The 14,402-nt window shown below is 67.6% G+C and carries 16 protein-coding genes and 1 pseudogene; 12 read left to right on the top strand and 5 right to left on the bottom strand.

Features of this window, described 5'->3' with window-relative positions:
- Window positions 1–205 precede the first annotated feature (205 nt).
- Entirely contained in the window at window positions 206–1,099 is an 894-nt protein-coding gene (locus ACIQ42_RS01630) for a sulfurtransferase (RefSeq protein ID WP_397420480.1), read from the bottom strand.
- A 195-nt stretch (window positions 1,100–1,294) separates the two neighbouring features.
- Here ACIQ42_RS01630 and ACIQ42_RS01625 point away from each other — a divergent pair, with 195 nt between their 5' ends.
- The 11 genes from ACIQ42_RS01625 (at window position 1,295) to tilS (ending at window position 10,999) form a co-directional block, all read left to right on the top strand.
- Window positions 1,295–2,767, top strand: coding sequence for an MFS transporter (locus tag ACIQ42_RS01625; RefSeq protein ID WP_397420479.1), 1,473 nt, complete (start codon window positions 1,295–1,297; stop codon window positions 2,765–2,767).
- 99 nt (window positions 2,768–2,866) lie between these two features.
- Window positions 2,867–3,481, top strand: a complete 615-nt coding sequence (gene ruvA, locus ACIQ42_RS01620) for a Holliday junction branch migration protein RuvA (RefSeq protein WP_397420478.1) — start codon at window positions 2,867–2,869, stop codon at window positions 3,479–3,481.
- Window positions 3,478–4,506: a Holliday junction branch migration DNA helicase RuvB gene (gene ruvB, locus ACIQ42_RS01615; protein ID WP_397420477.1), complete on the top strand. Its 1,029-nt coding sequence runs from the start codon at window positions 3,478–3,480 to the stop codon at window positions 4,504–4,506. The genes ruvA and ruvB overlap by 4 nt, the downstream gene beginning before the upstream one ends.
- Window positions 4,503–4,943, top strand: coding sequence for a YbgC/FadM family acyl-CoA thioesterase (locus tag ACIQ42_RS01610; RefSeq protein WP_397420476.1), 441 nt, complete (start codon window positions 4,503–4,505; stop codon window positions 4,941–4,943). The genes ruvB and ACIQ42_RS01610 overlap by 4 nt, the downstream gene beginning before the upstream one ends.
- Before the next feature lie 50 nt (window positions 4,944–4,993).
- On the top strand, window positions 4,994–5,698 hold the full coding sequence (tolQ, locus tag ACIQ42_RS01605; RefSeq protein ID WP_397420475.1) for a protein TolQ: 705 nt from the start codon (window positions 4,994–4,996) through the stop codon (window positions 5,696–5,698).
- 3 nt (window positions 5,699–5,701) lie between these two features.
- Window positions 5,702–6,187, top strand: a complete 486-nt coding sequence (locus ACIQ42_RS01600) for an ExbD/TolR family protein (RefSeq protein ID WP_397420474.1) — start codon at window positions 5,702–5,704, stop codon at window positions 6,185–6,187.
- Window positions 6,184–6,978, top strand: coding sequence for an energy transducer TonB (locus ACIQ42_RS01595; protein ID WP_397420473.1), 795 nt, complete (start codon window positions 6,184–6,186; stop codon window positions 6,976–6,978). The genes ACIQ42_RS01600 and ACIQ42_RS01595 overlap by 4 nt, the downstream gene beginning before the upstream one ends.
- Before the next feature lie 32 nt (window positions 6,979–7,010).
- Window positions 7,011–8,285 carry a Tol-Pal system beta propeller repeat protein TolB gene (tolB, locus tag ACIQ42_RS01590; protein WP_397420504.1) on the top strand — a complete coding sequence of 425 codons (1,275 nt, stop codon included), beginning with the start codon at window positions 7,011–7,013 and terminating at the stop codon, window positions 8,283–8,285.
- A gap of 66 nt (window positions 8,286–8,351) precedes the next feature.
- Window positions 8,352–8,915 carry a peptidoglycan-associated lipoprotein Pal gene (gene pal, locus ACIQ42_RS01585; protein WP_397420472.1) on the top strand — a complete coding sequence of 188 codons (564 nt, stop codon included), beginning with the start codon at window positions 8,352–8,354 and terminating at the stop codon, window positions 8,913–8,915.
- Window positions 8,916–8,954: 39 nt separating this feature from the next.
- Window positions 8,955–9,758: a tol-pal system protein YbgF gene (gene ybgF, locus ACIQ42_RS01580; protein WP_397420471.1), complete on the top strand. Its 804-nt coding sequence runs from the start codon at window positions 8,955–8,957 to the stop codon at window positions 9,756–9,758.
- Window positions 9,746–10,999 (top strand): tRNA lysidine(34) synthetase TilS, encoded by a 1,254-nt coding sequence (tilS, locus tag ACIQ42_RS01575; protein ID WP_397420470.1) that lies wholly within the window; start codon window positions 9,746–9,748, stop codon window positions 10,997–10,999. Before ybgF ends, tilS begins: the two co-directional genes overlap by 13 nt.
- On the opposite strand, the gene ACIQ42_RS01570 is transcribed toward tilS, so the two are convergent.
- From ACIQ42_RS01570 to ACIQ42_RS01560, 3 genes are all read right to left on the bottom strand, one after another.
- A complete protein-coding gene (locus ACIQ42_RS01570; protein WP_397420469.1) occupies window positions 10,975–11,832 on the bottom strand; it encodes an alpha/beta fold hydrolase in 858 nt (285 codons plus the stop codon). The two genes, tilS and ACIQ42_RS01570, sit on opposite strands and share 25 nt — an antisense overlap.
- A 14-nt stretch (window positions 11,833–11,846) precedes the next feature.
- Window positions 11,847–12,743, bottom strand: a complete 897-nt coding sequence (locus ACIQ42_RS01565; RefSeq protein WP_397420468.1) for a M23 family metallopeptidase — start codon at window positions 12,741–12,743, stop codon at window positions 11,847–11,849.
- A 194-nt stretch (window positions 12,744–12,937) separates the two neighbouring features.
- Window positions 12,938–13,795 (bottom strand): dienelactone hydrolase family protein, encoded by an 858-nt coding sequence (locus tag ACIQ42_RS01560; protein WP_397420467.1) that lies wholly within the window; start codon window positions 13,793–13,795, stop codon window positions 12,938–12,940.
- Here ACIQ42_RS01560 and ACIQ42_RS01555 point away from each other — a divergent pair.
- Window positions 13,775–14,161: pseudogene (locus ACIQ42_RS01555) on the top strand (hypothetical protein); the annotation flags it as partial. The gene ACIQ42_RS01560 and the pseudogene ACIQ42_RS01555 sit on opposite strands and share 21 nt — an antisense overlap.
- Before the next feature lie 72 nt (window positions 14,162–14,233).
- On the opposite strand, the gene ACIQ42_RS01550 reads toward ACIQ42_RS01555, so the two are convergent.
- Window positions 14,234–14,386 (bottom strand): sugar nucleotide-binding protein, encoded by a 153-nt coding sequence (locus ACIQ42_RS01550; protein WP_397420503.1) that lies wholly within the window; start codon window positions 14,384–14,386, stop codon window positions 14,234–14,236.
- Window positions 14,387–14,402 lie beyond the last annotated feature (16 nt).

Raw genomic sequence — 14,402 nt, 5'->3', positions numbered from 1 at the left:
AGGACGCGGTGCGTGCGCAAGAGTCGACGTGCATGGTTCATGGAGCCCCCGATGTCTGTCATCAATTCGACATCAGCCTGTCGCGCCCGGGCGCATCGGGCCACCGGGAACCCTGCCGAAGACATCGCGACCGGTCAGATGCCCAAGCGCGCGACGTATCTACGCGCCGATGCCCAATCGCTAGTCGTGGTCGACGATCTGGCGGCTACTTCGACGTCTCGACGGCACCGTCGAGCCGTGACCACTCTTCAAAGGAGCCATCGTAGAGCAAGACCTTCAGGCCAAGCGTCCTGGCCGCGAAGATCGTCGCCGTCGCCTGCTGACCCACATGGCAGTAGGCCACCACCGTATCGCCGGATTTCACGCCTGCCGCCTTGAACTTTGCGGCGATCTCATCGGCCGCCGCGAGCTTGAAGTCAGGCGTGGTCACCGCGGTGAAGGGTACGCTCGCAGCGCCTGCAATATGACCCGACTTGTGCGGTTTCGAAGGCATGCCGCCGGCCCGCGCCCCGGAATAGAAGTCGGGGGCTCGCGCATCGACGACAACATAGCCGGGCTTGCCGGTGTGCTCACGTACGAAGGCCGCATCGACCACCAGCGGGCGCATCTTCAACGCCGAGAGCTTGCCGGGTGTGATGACCGACGCCTCGGTCGAGGCCTTGCCGCCGCTGGCCGTCCAGGCGCTCATGCCGCCCTCCAGCAGGAAGGTGCGCTGGCCAAGGCCCGCGGCATCCAGGGTAAAAACCACCCGCGTGGCCGACTGAATGCCCTCTCGCGTGGGATAGACCACGATCTTCGACGTGTCCGAGACGCCAAACGCCGCGAGCCGCGCCCGCAACGCCTCCGGCTCCGGCATCTGCAGGATCAGGGGCTCCGGACCGGTGGACGGCGCCGCGATGTCAGACAGCATCAACAGCCGGGCGCCGGGTATATGCCCGGCCTGATACCCCGGCCTGTCGCCCACCTGCAGGATCACCAGGTCCGGGTCGCTCAACCGCTTCGCCACCCAGGCCGGGCTTACGACCAGCCGGTCACGGGCCGATTCGGCCCAGGCGGGTTGCGCCAACATCAACAACAACAGTGCCAGAACGACGCGCATGGGGTGGTCTCCGGTTTCGACGCGGATGCTAGGTCCCCCAAAGCCGTATGACCAGACGGTAGAGGCGGGTCCATTTTTCGATTTCACGGTATCCGGAGTTGGATAATACCCCTAGCGCTAGGCCACGCCACATGATCCAGTGCTGCCGGGGGATGTGGAATCGTGAACGCGGCGTAGCCGCAGGATGACATTCTCATGGCTGAAAGCCCGGACGCTCAAAACCCCTCGTCCGTCCCAGGCCCGCCGCCGCCCTCGCTCTGGACAAAACTGGCCTACGGCTTTGGCGCCGGCGTGAGCGGCGTCAAGGACAACGGCTTCGCCTATTTCCTTCTGCTCTTCTACAGTCAGGTCGTCGGGCTTGACGCCCGCCTCGTAGGTCTCGCCCTGACCATCGCCCTGATGATGGACGCCATCATCGACCCGGTGGTGGGCTACTGGTCCGACAATTTCCGCTCACGCTGGGGGCGACGGCACCCTTTCATGTACTTCGCCGCCCTTCCGCTCAGCAGCATCTACTTCCTGCTCTGGAGCCCGCCCGTAGGGTGGTCCGATCTGGCTACATTCTGGTACCTGCTGGGACTGGCCGTGGTGATCCGCATGACCGTTTCCATCTACGAGATCCCCAGCACCGCGCTCGCCCCGGAACTCACCCCGGACTACGACCAGCGCAGCTCGCTGCTTTCCTTCCGCTCGTTCTTCGGCTGGACAGTCGGCAACACCATGTCGGTGCTGATGTTCGCCGTCCTGTTCCCGATGTTCGTCACCGCCGACATCAAGAACGGCCAATTCAACCGCGAGGCCTATCAGGTCTACGGGATCATCGGATCGGTGATCATGTTTGTGGGCATCATGGGCTCGGCGCTGGGCACCCATTCGCGCATCCCGCACCTGAAAGCGCCGCCGCCCAAGCGAGACCTGAGCCTCGCGAAGATCTTCAAGGAGATCTTCGAGACCCTGTCGAACCGTTCCTTTATCGCGCTCTTCGCCGCCGCCGCCTTCGGCTCGGTGGCTGCAGGCCTGTCCGCTGCGCTCAGCTTCTACTTTTTCAACTATTTCTGGCAGTTCAGCTCCCAGCAGAGCGGCCTGATCACGACGGGCGTATTCGGTTCTGCAATCATTGGCGCCGTCCTGGCGCCCATCGTCAGCCGCACCATCGGCAAGAAGCGGGGCGCGATCATCATCGGCCTGATCGCTTTCCTGGGCTCGCCTATGCCCATCGTCCTGCGTCTGCTGGGTATCCTGCCTGACAACGGCGATCCCTTCGTCTTCTGGTTCGTCTTCACCGCGACCCTGATCGACGTCGGCCTGATCATCTGCTTCCAGATCCTTTCGGCCTCGATGATGGCTGATCTTGTGGAGCAGTCGGAGATCAAGACCGGGCGTCGTTCAGAGGGCGTGTTCTTCGCCGCCATCGCCTTCATCCGGCAGATGGTCAATGGCCTGGGACTGATCACTGCGACCTTTGTGCTCACTGTGGCCGGCGTCCAGGCGGGCGCCGACCCCACACAGGTCTCTGAAGATACGATCTGGCGGATGGGCGCCTACTATGTGCCGACGATCCTGGCGCTCTGGATGACGATGATCGCCATCATGAGCGGCTATCGGATCACGCGGGAAGGCCACGAGGAGAACCTTCGCACCCTGGCCCGCACGCGGGCGGCCGAGTAGAGCCACGGCTCGGACGTTTCCCCGGACTCCCGGCTGCGGTACCTCTGGTGAACACATGCCGAACGTGATTCGCCCCATCCGCACCCCGGAGCGCCCTGCATGATCGGGCGCCTGCGCGGGATCGTGGCCGAGGTGTCGGAGGAAGACGCCCTGATCGACGTCATGGGCGTGGGCTATGTGGTCCGCTGCGGCAGCCGCACCCTGGGCCGTCTGCCGCCGGTGGGCGACGAGGCGCTGCTGCATGTGGAGAGCCAGTTCGGCGAACAGACCGGCCTGACCCTCTACGGATTTCTTGCGCGGGAGGACCGTCGCGCCTTCGTGCTGTTGCGCACCATCCAGGGGGTAGGCCCCAAGGCGGCGCTGGCGGTGCTGGATGTGCTTCCGCCGGCCGAACTGGCCCAGGCCGTGGCTCGGGACGACAAGGCGCTGGTGGCGCGCGCACAGGGCGTTGGTCCCAAGCTGGCGCAGCGCATTGTCACGGAACTCAAGGATAAGCCGATTACAGATGGTCCGGTGGCCGCCTTCCACGGACAGATCACAGCGCCAGCGCCGCCGAAACCCACGGCGGTGGGCGAAGCTGTGGCCGCCCTGCTGGGCCTGGGCGTGGCCGAGGCCGCCGCACGCCGCGTAGTCGAGACCGCCGCCATACGCCTGGGCGACGGCGTCGAGGCGCCGGCCCTGATCAAGGCCGCCCTTCAGGAACTGGGGCGATGACCCGCCTGGTCTCGGGCGAGCCCGCCGCCTTCGAGCCCGCTGACAAGGCGCTCCGGCCCCAGACCATGGCCGAGTTCGTTGGGCAGAAGCAGGCCAAGGGCAATCTCTCTGTCTTCATCGAGGCGGCGAAAAACCGTGGCGAAGCGCTGGATCACGTGCTGCTGTTCGGACCGCCCGGCCTTGGCAAGACCACCCTGGCCCAGATCGTCGCCCGGGAACTGGGGGTGAACTTTCGCGCCACGTCGGGGCCCGTGCTGGCCAAGGCGGGGGATCTCGCCGCGATCCTCACCAACCTCGAACCTCGCGACGTGCTGTTCATCGACGAGATCCACCGCCTCCCGGCCAACGTCGAGGAAATCCTCTATCCGGCAATGGAAGATCACGTGCTGGATCTGGTGATCGGCGAGGGGCCCTCGGCGCGGTCGATCCGCATCGATCTGGCGCCCTTCACGCTTGTCGCGGCTACGACGCGGGCCGGGCTCCTGGCGACCCCCCTCAGGGACCGCTTCGGCATTCCGATCCGGCTGGAGTTCTATACCCACGACGAGCTGCAACAGGTGTTGATGAGCGCTGCCGTGAAGATGGGAACGGCGCTAGCCGCAGACGGCGCCGCCGAGATCGCCACCCGCGCCCGGGGAACGCCGCGGGTCGCCGGTCGCCTGCTGCGCCGGGTGCGCGACTTCGCCGCCTCGGACGGCGTGGCGGTCATCGGACGCGCCGCCGCCGCCTCGGCCCTGGCCCGGCTGGACGTGGACGAGCATGGCCTGGACGCCCTGGACCGCCGTTACCTGCGCGCGCTGATCGAAAACTATGCCGGCGGCCCAGCTGGGGTCGAGACCCTGGCCTACGCCATCGCCGAGGCGAAGGATGCGGTGGAGGATGTGATCGAGCCCTTCCTGCTGCAACAGGGCTTCCTGCAGCGCACCCCGCGTGGCCGCATGGCCACCGCCCGCGCCTACGCCCACCTGGGCCTGGCCGCGCCTCCGGCCTCCGCCGCCCCACCTGCCACGGACCTGTTCGAATGAGCGACCCCTCATCAGGCTGGATGGAAGGGCGCGAACACGTCCTGCCAGTACGCATCTACTACGAGGACACCGATTTCACCGGCGTGGTCTATCACGCCAACTACCTGCGCTATTTCGAACGCGGGCGGAGCGATTTCCTGAGGCTGGTCGGCGTCAGTCACCAGTCGCTGCTGGCGCTGGACCCCCCGGCCGCCTTCACGCTCACGCGGGTGGAGGTCGACTATAAGCGCGCCGCGAGGGTGGATGATGCGCTGATCGTTCGGACAACCATCGACGTGCTCAAGGGCCCCCGGATGCTGTTCGCGCAGCGTATCCTGCGGGGCGACGATCTGATTGCACAGGCCCAGCTCCACGCCGCCTGTATCGATCCGGCCGGACGCGCACGCCGCCCGCCCGCAGCGCTGATCGAGGCCATGAGCCCCTGGCTCGCGCCTTAAGTTCGCCACTGACACGCTTCAATCTCAACGCTCGATTCGCAGGAGACGCCATGACCCCGGCCGCCGCCCTCACCCCCGAGAGCTTCGACCTCATCAGCCTGTTCGTCCGCGCCGACTGGGTGGTGAAGCTGGTGATGATCGGCCTGGCGGCCGCCTCCCTCTGGTCGTGGACCATCATTCTGGAAAAGCTGTTCCGGTTTCACGCGCTCAATCGCGACGCCAACGCCTTCGAGGATGCCGTAGCCTCCGGTCGCAGTCTCGAGGATGTCGCCGCCGACGCCGGCGACCAGCCGGTCCAGGCCCTGCCGCGCATGCTTCAGGCGGCGCTGAAGGAGTGGCGCGATGGCCGTGGGCGCGGCGGCGCCACCGAGGGTCAGCTTGCCTTTCTGGTCCAGAGGATCGACCGCACGCTCGACACCATCATCGCCCGTGAGAGTGCGCGGGTGGAAACCGGCCTGGGGGGCCTGGCCATCGTCGCCACGGCTTCGCCCTTCGTCGGGCTGTTCGGCACCGTCTGGGGGATCATGCAGTCCTTCCAGGCGATCGCCATCCAGAAGAACACGTCGCTGGCGATCGTCGCGCCCTCGATCGCCGAAGCTCTGTTCGCCACCGCCATCGGGCTGGTCGCCGCCATCCCGGCCTACATCTTCTACAACGCCTTCTCGACAAGCGCAGCCAAGTACGCCGGACGTCTCGAAGGCTTTGCCGACGATCTCTCCACCGCAATCCAGCGTCGCCTGTCGGAACGGGCCTGACCCATGGCGCTGTCGGCACATGACGCGTTTGCTGCGGGCGGCGGACGCCGCCGCCGCCGGGGTCGCGCCCGGCGCGGCGCGCTCAGCGAGATCAATGTCACGCCGCTGGTCGACGTTATGCTGGTGCTGCTGATCATCTTCATGATCTCCGCGCCGCTGCTGACCGCAGGCGTTCCCGTGGAGCTGCCCAAGACCGAGGCCGGCGCCATGCAGGACGTGCCGGACCCGATCACGGTCTCGATCCGCGCGGACGGACGGATCTATATCGCCGAGGCGGAAGTGCCCTTCGCCAACCTCTCGCCCCGACTGAAGGCCATGGCCGACGACACTACCCGGCCGATCTATGTGCGCGCCGACGCCTCGGCCTCCTACGGAACCGTGGCCCAGGTGATGGCCTCCCTGTCCACCTCGGGCTTCAGCGCCATCAACCTGATCACCGAGACCGGCGGGCCGTCCTCCGGTGGCGACCGGGATGAGGCGATCCCGTGACCGCGCAGGCCGCCCGACGTATCGAGATCAGCCCCGCAGCCGTCGGGTCGCTGGCTCTGCACGTCGGCGTGGCCGCAGCCTTCATGATCTCGTGGGGCAATCGCGACTTGAAGGTGGGCGCCATTGTTCCGGTGACCATCGTCTCGAACGCGCCCGATGTGGACACCCGACCGGCGGAACAGGGCCCCGAAACCCTGTCGGCGATGACCGCCGATCCGGTGGCCGACGCGCCGCCCGAACCGGTTCCACCGCCGCCTCTGCCCGCGCCGTCGATGCCGCCGACCAAGGCGGCAAAACCGGCCGAGAAAGCGCCCACGCCAACGACGAAGCCCGCCACCCGACCCGCCGAGAAGGCCTTCGATCTGGACTCGCTGGAAGCCAGCCTGACCCGGCCCGCCCGCAATACGCCACAGCGTCCCTCCTCCGCCGCCAAGGGACCTGCCAGACCCGAAACCGCCCCCATCGCCCGCCAGACTGTGGGGTCCGGGCTGGCCGCCGGCGCCGCCGTTGCCGGCATGACCGAGGAACTCCAGCGCCGCTGGAACCCCAACTGCGACGTCGAGGGCGGGCGTGATGTCGTCGTTCGGGTCACCTTCCAGCTGGGAGCGACCGGGCAGGTGGTAGGCGAGGTGGTCCCCCAGATCCAGGGCGCCCGCTCCCCCGTGGCAACCGCCGGCGCCGAACGCGCCGTCCGCGCGGTCTATGCGGCCGCGCCCTTCCGGGGCCTGCCGCGCGAGTTCTATGGCGACAGGGTCGCTGTCAATTTCAACGCCCGAGAGGCCTGCCGATGACCCGCTCCCTTCGCAGCTTTTCAGCGCCCGTCATGGCCATGGTTCTGCTGGGATTGCTCGCCGTGTTCCTGGCCGCACCCGCCCGCGCCGAAATCGAGGTCAACGTCAACCGCGGCGATGTCCAGCCCTTGCCGGTGGCGGTTCCAGCGTTCGGCGGGACCCAGGGCGCCGATATCGCTCAGGTGATCGCAGCCAACCTGCAGCGCTCGGGCCTGTTCCGGCCACTCGACCCCGCCAGCTTCGTTGAAAAAAACCTGACCGCTGCAGTCCAGCCCCGCTTCGGCGACTGGAAAACCATCAACGCCCAGGCCCTGGTCAACGGACAGGTGACCGTCGAGGGTGGCAAGCTGCGCGTGGACTTCCGCATGTGGGACGTTTTCGCCGAACAACAGATGCTGGGCCTGCAGTTCACTTCCAGCCCGGAGAACTGGCGGCGCGTGGCGCACAAGATTTCCGATGCGGTCTATGAGCGGCTGACCGGCGAGAAGGGCTACTTCGACACCCGCGTGGTGTTCGTGGCCGAGAGCGGCGGACGGGCCAAGGTGATCAAGCGCCTGGCGATCATGGATCAGGACGGCGCCAATCCCAGTTACCTCACCAGCGGCGACAGCATCGTCATGACCCCCAGGTTCTCCAGCAACAGCCAGGAGATCACCTTTATGTCGCTGCGCCCGGACAGCTCTTCGATCTTCCTGTTCAATCTGGAAACGGCCCGGCGTGAAAGCCTGGGCGCCTTTCCCGGCATGGTGTTCGCGCCCCGGTTCTCGCCCGACGGCGGCAAGGTCGCGTTCTCGGTCGAACGGGGGGGCAATAGCGACATCTTCGTGATGAACCTTTCCAGCCGCACCTCCACCCGCCTCACCTCCGACCCCTCGATCGACACCTCGGCCTCTTTCTCACCGGATGGCGCGCGGATCGTGTTCAATTCGGATCGCGGGGGCTCGCCTCAGCTCTATCTGATGGGCGCGGACGGCTCGGGCCAACGGCGGATCTCGGGCGGCGGCGGGCACTATACGACTCCGGTCTGGAGTCCGACCGGGGAGTTCATAGCCTTCACCAAACAGACCGGCGGCGAGTTCCATATCGGAGTGATGCGCCCGGATGGATCAGATGAGCGCCTGCTCACCTCCAGCTATCTCGATGAAGGCCCCACCTGGGCGCCGAATGGCCGGGTGCTGATGTTCTCGCGTGAAACGCCAGGCGGGCCGCCCAAGCTCTGGACGGTCGACGTGACGGGTCGGGTTCTGCAGCCGATGCCCTATCCGGGGGCAGGGTCAGACCCCGCGTGGTCACCATTGCTCAACTAGTCTTGCGCCAGAACCGGCACCATGGATTCTGATCCCTATATACAACCCGAACCCGAGGAGATGCAGATGATGCGAAGTGTAAACGGCAGCACCCTACTCAGGCTGGCGCTTGTGGGCGCCGCCGCTGCGTCCCTGGCGGCCTGTCAGACCAAACCAAAGCCGACCCCCACCCAGGCGCCGCCCCCGGCCCAGCCCCAGGCGCCGCCGCGCACAGAGCTTCCGCCTGCTGCGCCGGTCACCCAGACGCCGACCGGCGCGCTGCCCGGATCGACCGAAGACTTTGTCGTCAATGTCGGCGACCGCGTCTATTTCGACACCGACAGCCACGATGTCCGCGCCGACGCCACGCCGTTGCTGGACGCCCAGTCGGCCTGGCTTCGCCGCTATGGCGCGGTCAAGGTGCGGATCGAGGGTAACGCCGATGAGCGCGGCACCCGGGAATACAATCTGGCGCTTGGCGCCCGCCGCGCCAATTCGGTCCGCGACTATCTGGTCGAAAAAGGTGTGACGGCGGACCGGATCTCGACCATCTCGTTCGGCAAGGAACAGCCCATCGACGCTGGATCCGGCGAGGCGTCCTGGGACAAGAACCGCAACGCCCGCACGGCCGTCGTCTCCGGCGCCCGGTAGGACGTGCGCGCGCACCGCTCCCTTTTGGCCCTGCTAGCCATGACTGTCCTGGCAAGCGCCGGGCCGGTCTGGTCGCAGACGCCGATGGAGGATCCTCTCGACGCCCGCGACGCCAAGCGGGTGGAGCGGATGGAAAAGGTGGTGCGCGAACTCCGGTCCATCGTCTTCCAGCTGCGCGACACCGGCAAGCCGGTGGTCGTGCAGCCGGCGGACACCGACGCCCGGATGGGCGAAATGGCTGTCCGGCTGATTGATCTCGAGCAGACCCTGCGCAGTCTCAACGGATCATTCGAAAGCGTCACCCGCGACGCCGATCAGGCGCGCCGGGAAAACATCGCCTTGAAGCGCGACGTGCAGTCGCTCACCGAGCGTCTGGCCGCGCTGGAGCAGAAGCTCGCCGAGATCAACGCGCCGCCGCCCGAACCCGACGCCCCGCCTCAGGCGGCTGCGCCCGGTGATCCGGCCAGGGATTTCGCTCAGGCCCGCCAACTGATGCTGGCCGGCGACTACGACGCCGCCGAGGCCGCCTTCGCCGGGTTTGTGGAAACCTGGCCCGACGCCTCGCGCACGCCCGAGGCCCGCTACTGGCTGGGCAAGACCCTGACTGTCCGCGCCGCCCACGCCGACGCGGCCAAGGCCTATATCGGCGCTATCCGCGGCTGGCCGCAGACCCCCTGGGCGCCCGACGCAGTGGTTGAACTGTCCAGATCCCTCGTCGCGCTCAAGAAGCCGGCGGATGCCTGTCAGACCCTGGCGGAATTCACGCGTCGTTACCCCAAGCCTCCGGCGAACGTCGCCAGCCGCGCAGCCGCCACACGCACCCAGGCGAAGTGCGCGGCCTAGAGGCGGTCGTCCGCACGGTCCTGGGCCGGCGGCTGCTGAGGGACGCCACCCAACCCATCGCCGTTGGCCTGTCAGGCGGCGGCGATTCTGTCGCGCTCACCCTGATGATCCATGACTGGGCGCGAGAGGCGGCGCGGCCCGTGGTTGTTCTGTCGGTGGATCACGGGTTGCAGCCCGAGGCCGCGGGCTGGACCGCCGCCTGCGCGGAGCTCGCCGCGACCCTCGGCCACGGATTTCGCGCGCTGACCTGGACCGGCGACAAGCCTGCCACCGGCCTGCCCGCCGCCGCGCGGGCGGCGCGCCACCGCCTGCTGGCCGAGGCTGCACGAGAAGCCGGAGCCTCCGTGCTGTTGCTGGGCCATACCGGGGATGACCGGCTGGAAGCTGACGCCATGCGGCGCGCCGGATCCACCACGCCTGATCCTCGCGAATGGGCGCCGTCGCCCGCCTGGCCTGAGGGACGAGGGCTGTTCCTGCTGCGCCCCCTGCTGGATGTACGCCGCGCGGATCTGCGCGCTTGGCTGACTGCACGGGGGCAGCCCTGGATCGACGATCCGGCGAACGCTGACCTGCGCTACGCCCGCCCCCGCGCCCGGCGGGAGATCCTGGTCGGCGACCCTTCGGGTCGTATCACAGACGCGCCGCTGGTCCTGGCCAGCCGGGCCACCCATCAGGCCGGTATGATCACGATCCCCCGCCAGGAACTACGGAACGCCTCGGCGTCGGACCTTCAACGGCTTGTCGCCATGGCCTGCGTGTGCGCCGGCGGTGGCGCCCGCCGGCCGGCCACCGCCAGGATTGAACGCGTCGCTGAAGCGCTGCGCGGCCCGGGGGCCGTCGTCGCAACCCTTGCCGGGTCCCGGATTGAGGCTGATGTGGCGCAGGTTCGCTTCTACCGCGAGGCTGGCGAGATCGCGCGAACCGGCGGGCCCGCCTTGCACGTAACCATGGGCCAGACGGTTGTCTGGGATGGGCGGTTCGAGATCGCTACGCCGGATCGCGGTGGCCGGCTCACCCGCCTTGCAGGGCTGGCCCGGCGCCTGCCCCGCGACCAGCAGGCCGCCCTGCAGGCACTGCCGCCCGCCGCCCGCAGAGGGCTTCCGGCCATGATCTGCGAGGACGGCCTGATCACCTGCCCGACCCTGGACGGGACGGCGGCAAATCTCATCCCCGACCGGTTGGCGGCGGCCGCCGGCCTTGTCGATCGGGAGCTGCGTCAGGCGTCCTTGCCAAGGGCGTGATCAACGCCACGTACAATGGCGGCCGCAAAGCGCGGGCCCAGCAGGTTGGCGTGATTGGCGGCGGTCACATGCTCCACATGGCCGGCCCTGGCCCGTTTCGCCGGAGCCTCCTGCACCCGCTTGAGCGCGCCGCCACCGCGCGACGGGCCCGCCGTCACCACCGCCACCGGAAGATCCAGCGGAAGGTCGGCGGCGCCGGCCATCCGCGATGTCTCGGGCCAGCAGAGCACTTCAGCCGCCGCGCCTTGGGCATGGGAGGCGGAGGCATGGATACGGCGCTTCTCCGCCCCGGCTTCACCCGGCAGTTCGATAGGATTTCCCGCCACCCAAGAGACGGGGTGCATCAGGCCTGCCTTTGCGCCCTGGCTCACCATCTGCAGCAGCCGCCCGAACACCTGTACTCCCGGCACCACCCCTGGCAGGCCCAGCACATCCGGCGTCACCGCATCCACCAACACCAGCCCGACCAGAGCCCGCGTCCGCTCAAGCGCAAACAACCGGACCATCAGTCCGCCCATGGAATGGCCTACCAGCAGGATTGGGGACGTCTCGCCCAGGGCCTCCAGCAACGCCTCAAGATCATCGTTGATGGCGCGGCCATCCCGGGGTTCCGGGCCGGGATCGGAGTAGCCGAGGCCTGCCCGATCATAGGCCAGGCTGCGACGCCCCTTGGCTGCCAGCATCGCCTGCACCACCGCCCAGTCGGTCGCCGAACCATAGGCGCCGTGTTCGCAGACGATCAGGGGACCGCCAGACACGGGCCCGGCGCGCGCCACCCGCAGATGGCGCCCACCGATATCGACTCGTTCGCCCTGATAGCGGGATGCGGCCACGGGTCCCGGCAGGCCTAGAGGCTGAGCTGGGCGCGCGGGCGGCCGTCGGGTCCGATCGCCAAACCTTTGAGACCGTCGATCCGCTCGCTGCTGGCGGCTTCCCGGGCCTGGCCCTGCAGATTGCGCTCGGCCTGGGCCAGGTCCTCCGCCTCGGTGGTGCGACGCACCACGATGGGTTTGCCTGCACGGGCATCCATCAGCGCCTGTTTGCTGGCCGGAATGCGCGAGACCTGGGCCATCCGCACCCGTCCCGAATAGCGCTTGGCCAGGTCGAGGGGCAGATCGCCGGCCTCGGCGAACGCCTTGCCCAGGAACATCGCCGGATTTAGCGGACGATCCTGCTCATCGCGTATCTCGAAGTGAAGATGAGGCCCTGTCGAGGTTCCCGTCGAGCCCACCTGGCCCACGGTCTCCCCCGCCGTCACCGCCAGACCGGGCTTCATCCCGGCGGCGATCCCGCCCAGGTGAGCGTAGAATGTGGTCAAACCCTCGGTGTGGCGCACGGCCACATAGCGGCCGTAGCCGCCCTTTTCGCCTGCAGCGATCACCACCCCGTCCGCCGCTGCACGCACGGCGGCCCCGGCATCGGCCGAGATGTCCACACCCTCATGCAGGCGGCCCGAGCCTTCCCAAGGCAACTGGCGAAGGCCAAAAGGCGAGACGACCGCATACCCGGGCACCGGCTCCTGAAAGGCGATGAGGACGTCATCTTCCGCCGGGGCCGCGACAGCCGTCACGGCCAAGGCGGTCGCCGGCGGCGGCGCAGTCCTGCCCGCGATCAGGCCAGGCGCCAGCAGTGAGGCATGGGCCACCGCCACCGCGCTGAGGCCCGCAATGCCGACGATCACAGCCTCGGCCACAACCCGGCGCGCACGCGCTTTTGATCCCGGTCCTGTCTTCACCAACGCCATCAAGCTCCACCATCACCGCGCATTTTTCAGGATCGGAGCCCTCGGCCTCGTCCCATGCTTCGGTTGTTCCGGCCCGGTACAGGACGGAGGATTAACGAGCTTTCTAGGCAAGAAGCAGGCCGGGAGCAAACCGGCGCCCCTGTAAGGCGAGTCCCGACACGTCGCAGAACGATGCGTCGGGTCCCGGTCTGGTCCTAAACGAGCCGCGCCTTGTACAACTTGGTGAGTTCGGCCCAGGCCCTTTCGGCCGCCGCCTCGTCGTAGACGGCGCTGCCGCGCACACACCAGCCGTGGGCCGCCGGATAAACCTCTACCGTCGCCGACTTCCTGGCCTCAGCAAACGCGGCCTTGAGGATGTCCTTGGACTCCGGCTGCTGTTTGTCGTCGTTCTGCGCCACAGCCACCAGATAGGCGGCGTTGGTCTTCGGAATCAGCAGGTGGGGGCTGTCGGGGTTCTTGGTGGTCAGGCCGCCGCCGTGGAAACTTCCCACAGCTGCGATCCGGCCCGGAACCGCCGCAGCGGTCCGGAACGACAGGGGGCCGCCCATGCAGTAACCCTGAACGCCCACCTTCTTTTTCGTGTTGGTCTGCGGCTGGGCGTCGAGGAAGGCCACGAAGGTGGCGGCGTCGCGGTCGATTCCGTCGTTGGTCATGGCGCTGCGCAGGGCGAACACCTTGGCGCGTTCCTCCGGCTTGGAAAAATCGAAGGTCGCATCCACCACGGGCGCGCGCTTCGAACGATAGAAGGGGTTCGGCACCAGCACGACGTGGCCCTGGGCCGCCAGCCGCTTACCCATCTCACGGAACACCGGGCGCAGGCCCATGATGTCGGTCCAGATCAGCACCGCAGGCCAGGTCCCCTTACCGGTGGGATAGTAGAGCACCGCGTCGCAGGTCCCGTCGGCGGTCTTCACCTCGACGTCCTTCTCGACGACTGCGCCAGCATAGGCGTTGGAGGCCATGGCGGCTCCGGCCACGGTCATCAGACCGAAAGTACGACGCGATGGCTTGGGCTCTTCAACCAGACCTACATGGATGTCGTCGTCACACATGGGGATTTCCTCGGGCGTTGCGCGTTCTGGGATGAAAACTCAGGCGCACATGTTGCGGCGGAATTTCAATGGACGCCAGAGGCCGCGAGGTCGGACCTGTCCGGCGACATGGATCAGGCTCCTTCCTGTGTCCGATGCCTGATCGCCCATGCGGTCGACGGCGAGCAGACCAAGATCGGCGTGATGGCGGCGGCCGCGGTGATCTACATGCTGTTGGCCGCTGCGGTCCTGGGCGCGATGCCCTTCGAGATTTTCGCCAGGAGCCCCGAGCCGCTGGCCTTCATCCTGCGGGAAGAGGGCTATCCTCTGGTAGCCGTCCTGATCGCGGTGGCGGCGGTGATCGCGCTACCTACCGTGATCATGGCCTTCATGTTTGGCCAGAGCCGGGTGTTCTTCGCCATGTCGCGGGACGGTCTGCTGCCGCGTGCTGGCCGGAGCCTAACCCTTCAACTCTGTCAGGATATCCGAAAGGGCCGCCTGCCAGGGCCGCGGTGTGATCCCGAAGACCTGCTGAAGTCGCGTCGTGTCCATCGTGGCCCGCAACGGCCGCGCAGCCGGGACGGGATACTCCGCCGTGGTGATCGCAGCCACCTCAGGCGCATTGTCG

This window comes from Phenylobacterium sp. (assembly GCF_044372605.1).
Taxonomy (GTDB): domain Bacteria; phylum Pseudomonadota; class Alphaproteobacteria; order Caulobacterales; family Caulobacteraceae; genus Phenylobacterium.
The sequence above is the reverse complement of the archived record's forward strand: the minus strand, read 5'-3'. Positions and strand labels throughout refer to the sequence as shown.

Bases quoted from the DNA above. Each gene is read 5' to 3' on its own strand.
- ACIQ42_RS01630 (WP_397420480.1), bottom strand. From the start codon at position 1,099: ATGCGCGTCGTTCTGGCACTGTTGTTGTTGATGTTGGCGCAACCCGCC.
- ACIQ42_RS01625 (WP_397420479.1), top strand. From the start codon at position 1,295: ATGGCTGAAAGCCCGGACGCTCAAAACCCCTCGTCCGTCCCAGGCCCG.
- ruvA (WP_397420478.1), top strand. From the start codon at position 2,867: ATGATCGGGCGCCTGCGCGGGATCGTGGCCGAGGTGTCGGAGGAAGAC.
- ruvB (WP_397420477.1), top strand. From the start codon at position 3,478: ATGACCCGCCTGGTCTCGGGCGAGCCCGCCGCCTTCGAGCCCGCTGAC.
- ACIQ42_RS01610 (WP_397420476.1), top strand. From the start codon at position 4,503: ATGAGCGACCCCTCATCAGGCTGGATGGAAGGGCGCGAACACGTCCTG.
- tolQ (WP_397420475.1), top strand. From the start codon at position 4,994: ATGACCCCGGCCGCCGCCCTCACCCCCGAGAGCTTCGACCTCATCAGC.
- ACIQ42_RS01600 (WP_397420474.1), top strand. From the start codon at position 5,702: ATGGCGCTGTCGGCACATGACGCGTTTGCTGCGGGCGGCGGACGCCGC.
- tolB (WP_397420504.1), top strand. From the start codon at position 7,011: ATGGCCATGGTTCTGCTGGGATTGCTCGCCGTGTTCCTGGCCGCACCC.
- pal (WP_397420472.1), top strand. From the start codon at position 8,352: ATGATGCGAAGTGTAAACGGCAGCACCCTACTCAGGCTGGCGCTTGTG.
- ybgF (WP_397420471.1), top strand. From the start codon at position 8,955: ATGACTGTCCTGGCAAGCGCCGGGCCGGTCTGGTCGCAGACGCCGATG.
- ACIQ42_RS01565 (WP_397420468.1), bottom strand. From the start codon at position 12,743: ATGGCGTTGGTGAAGACAGGACCGGGATCAAAAGCGCGTGCGCGCCGG.
- ACIQ42_RS01560 (WP_397420467.1), bottom strand. From the start codon at position 13,795: ATGTGTGACGACGACATCCATGTAGGTCTGGTTGAAGAGCCCAAGCCA.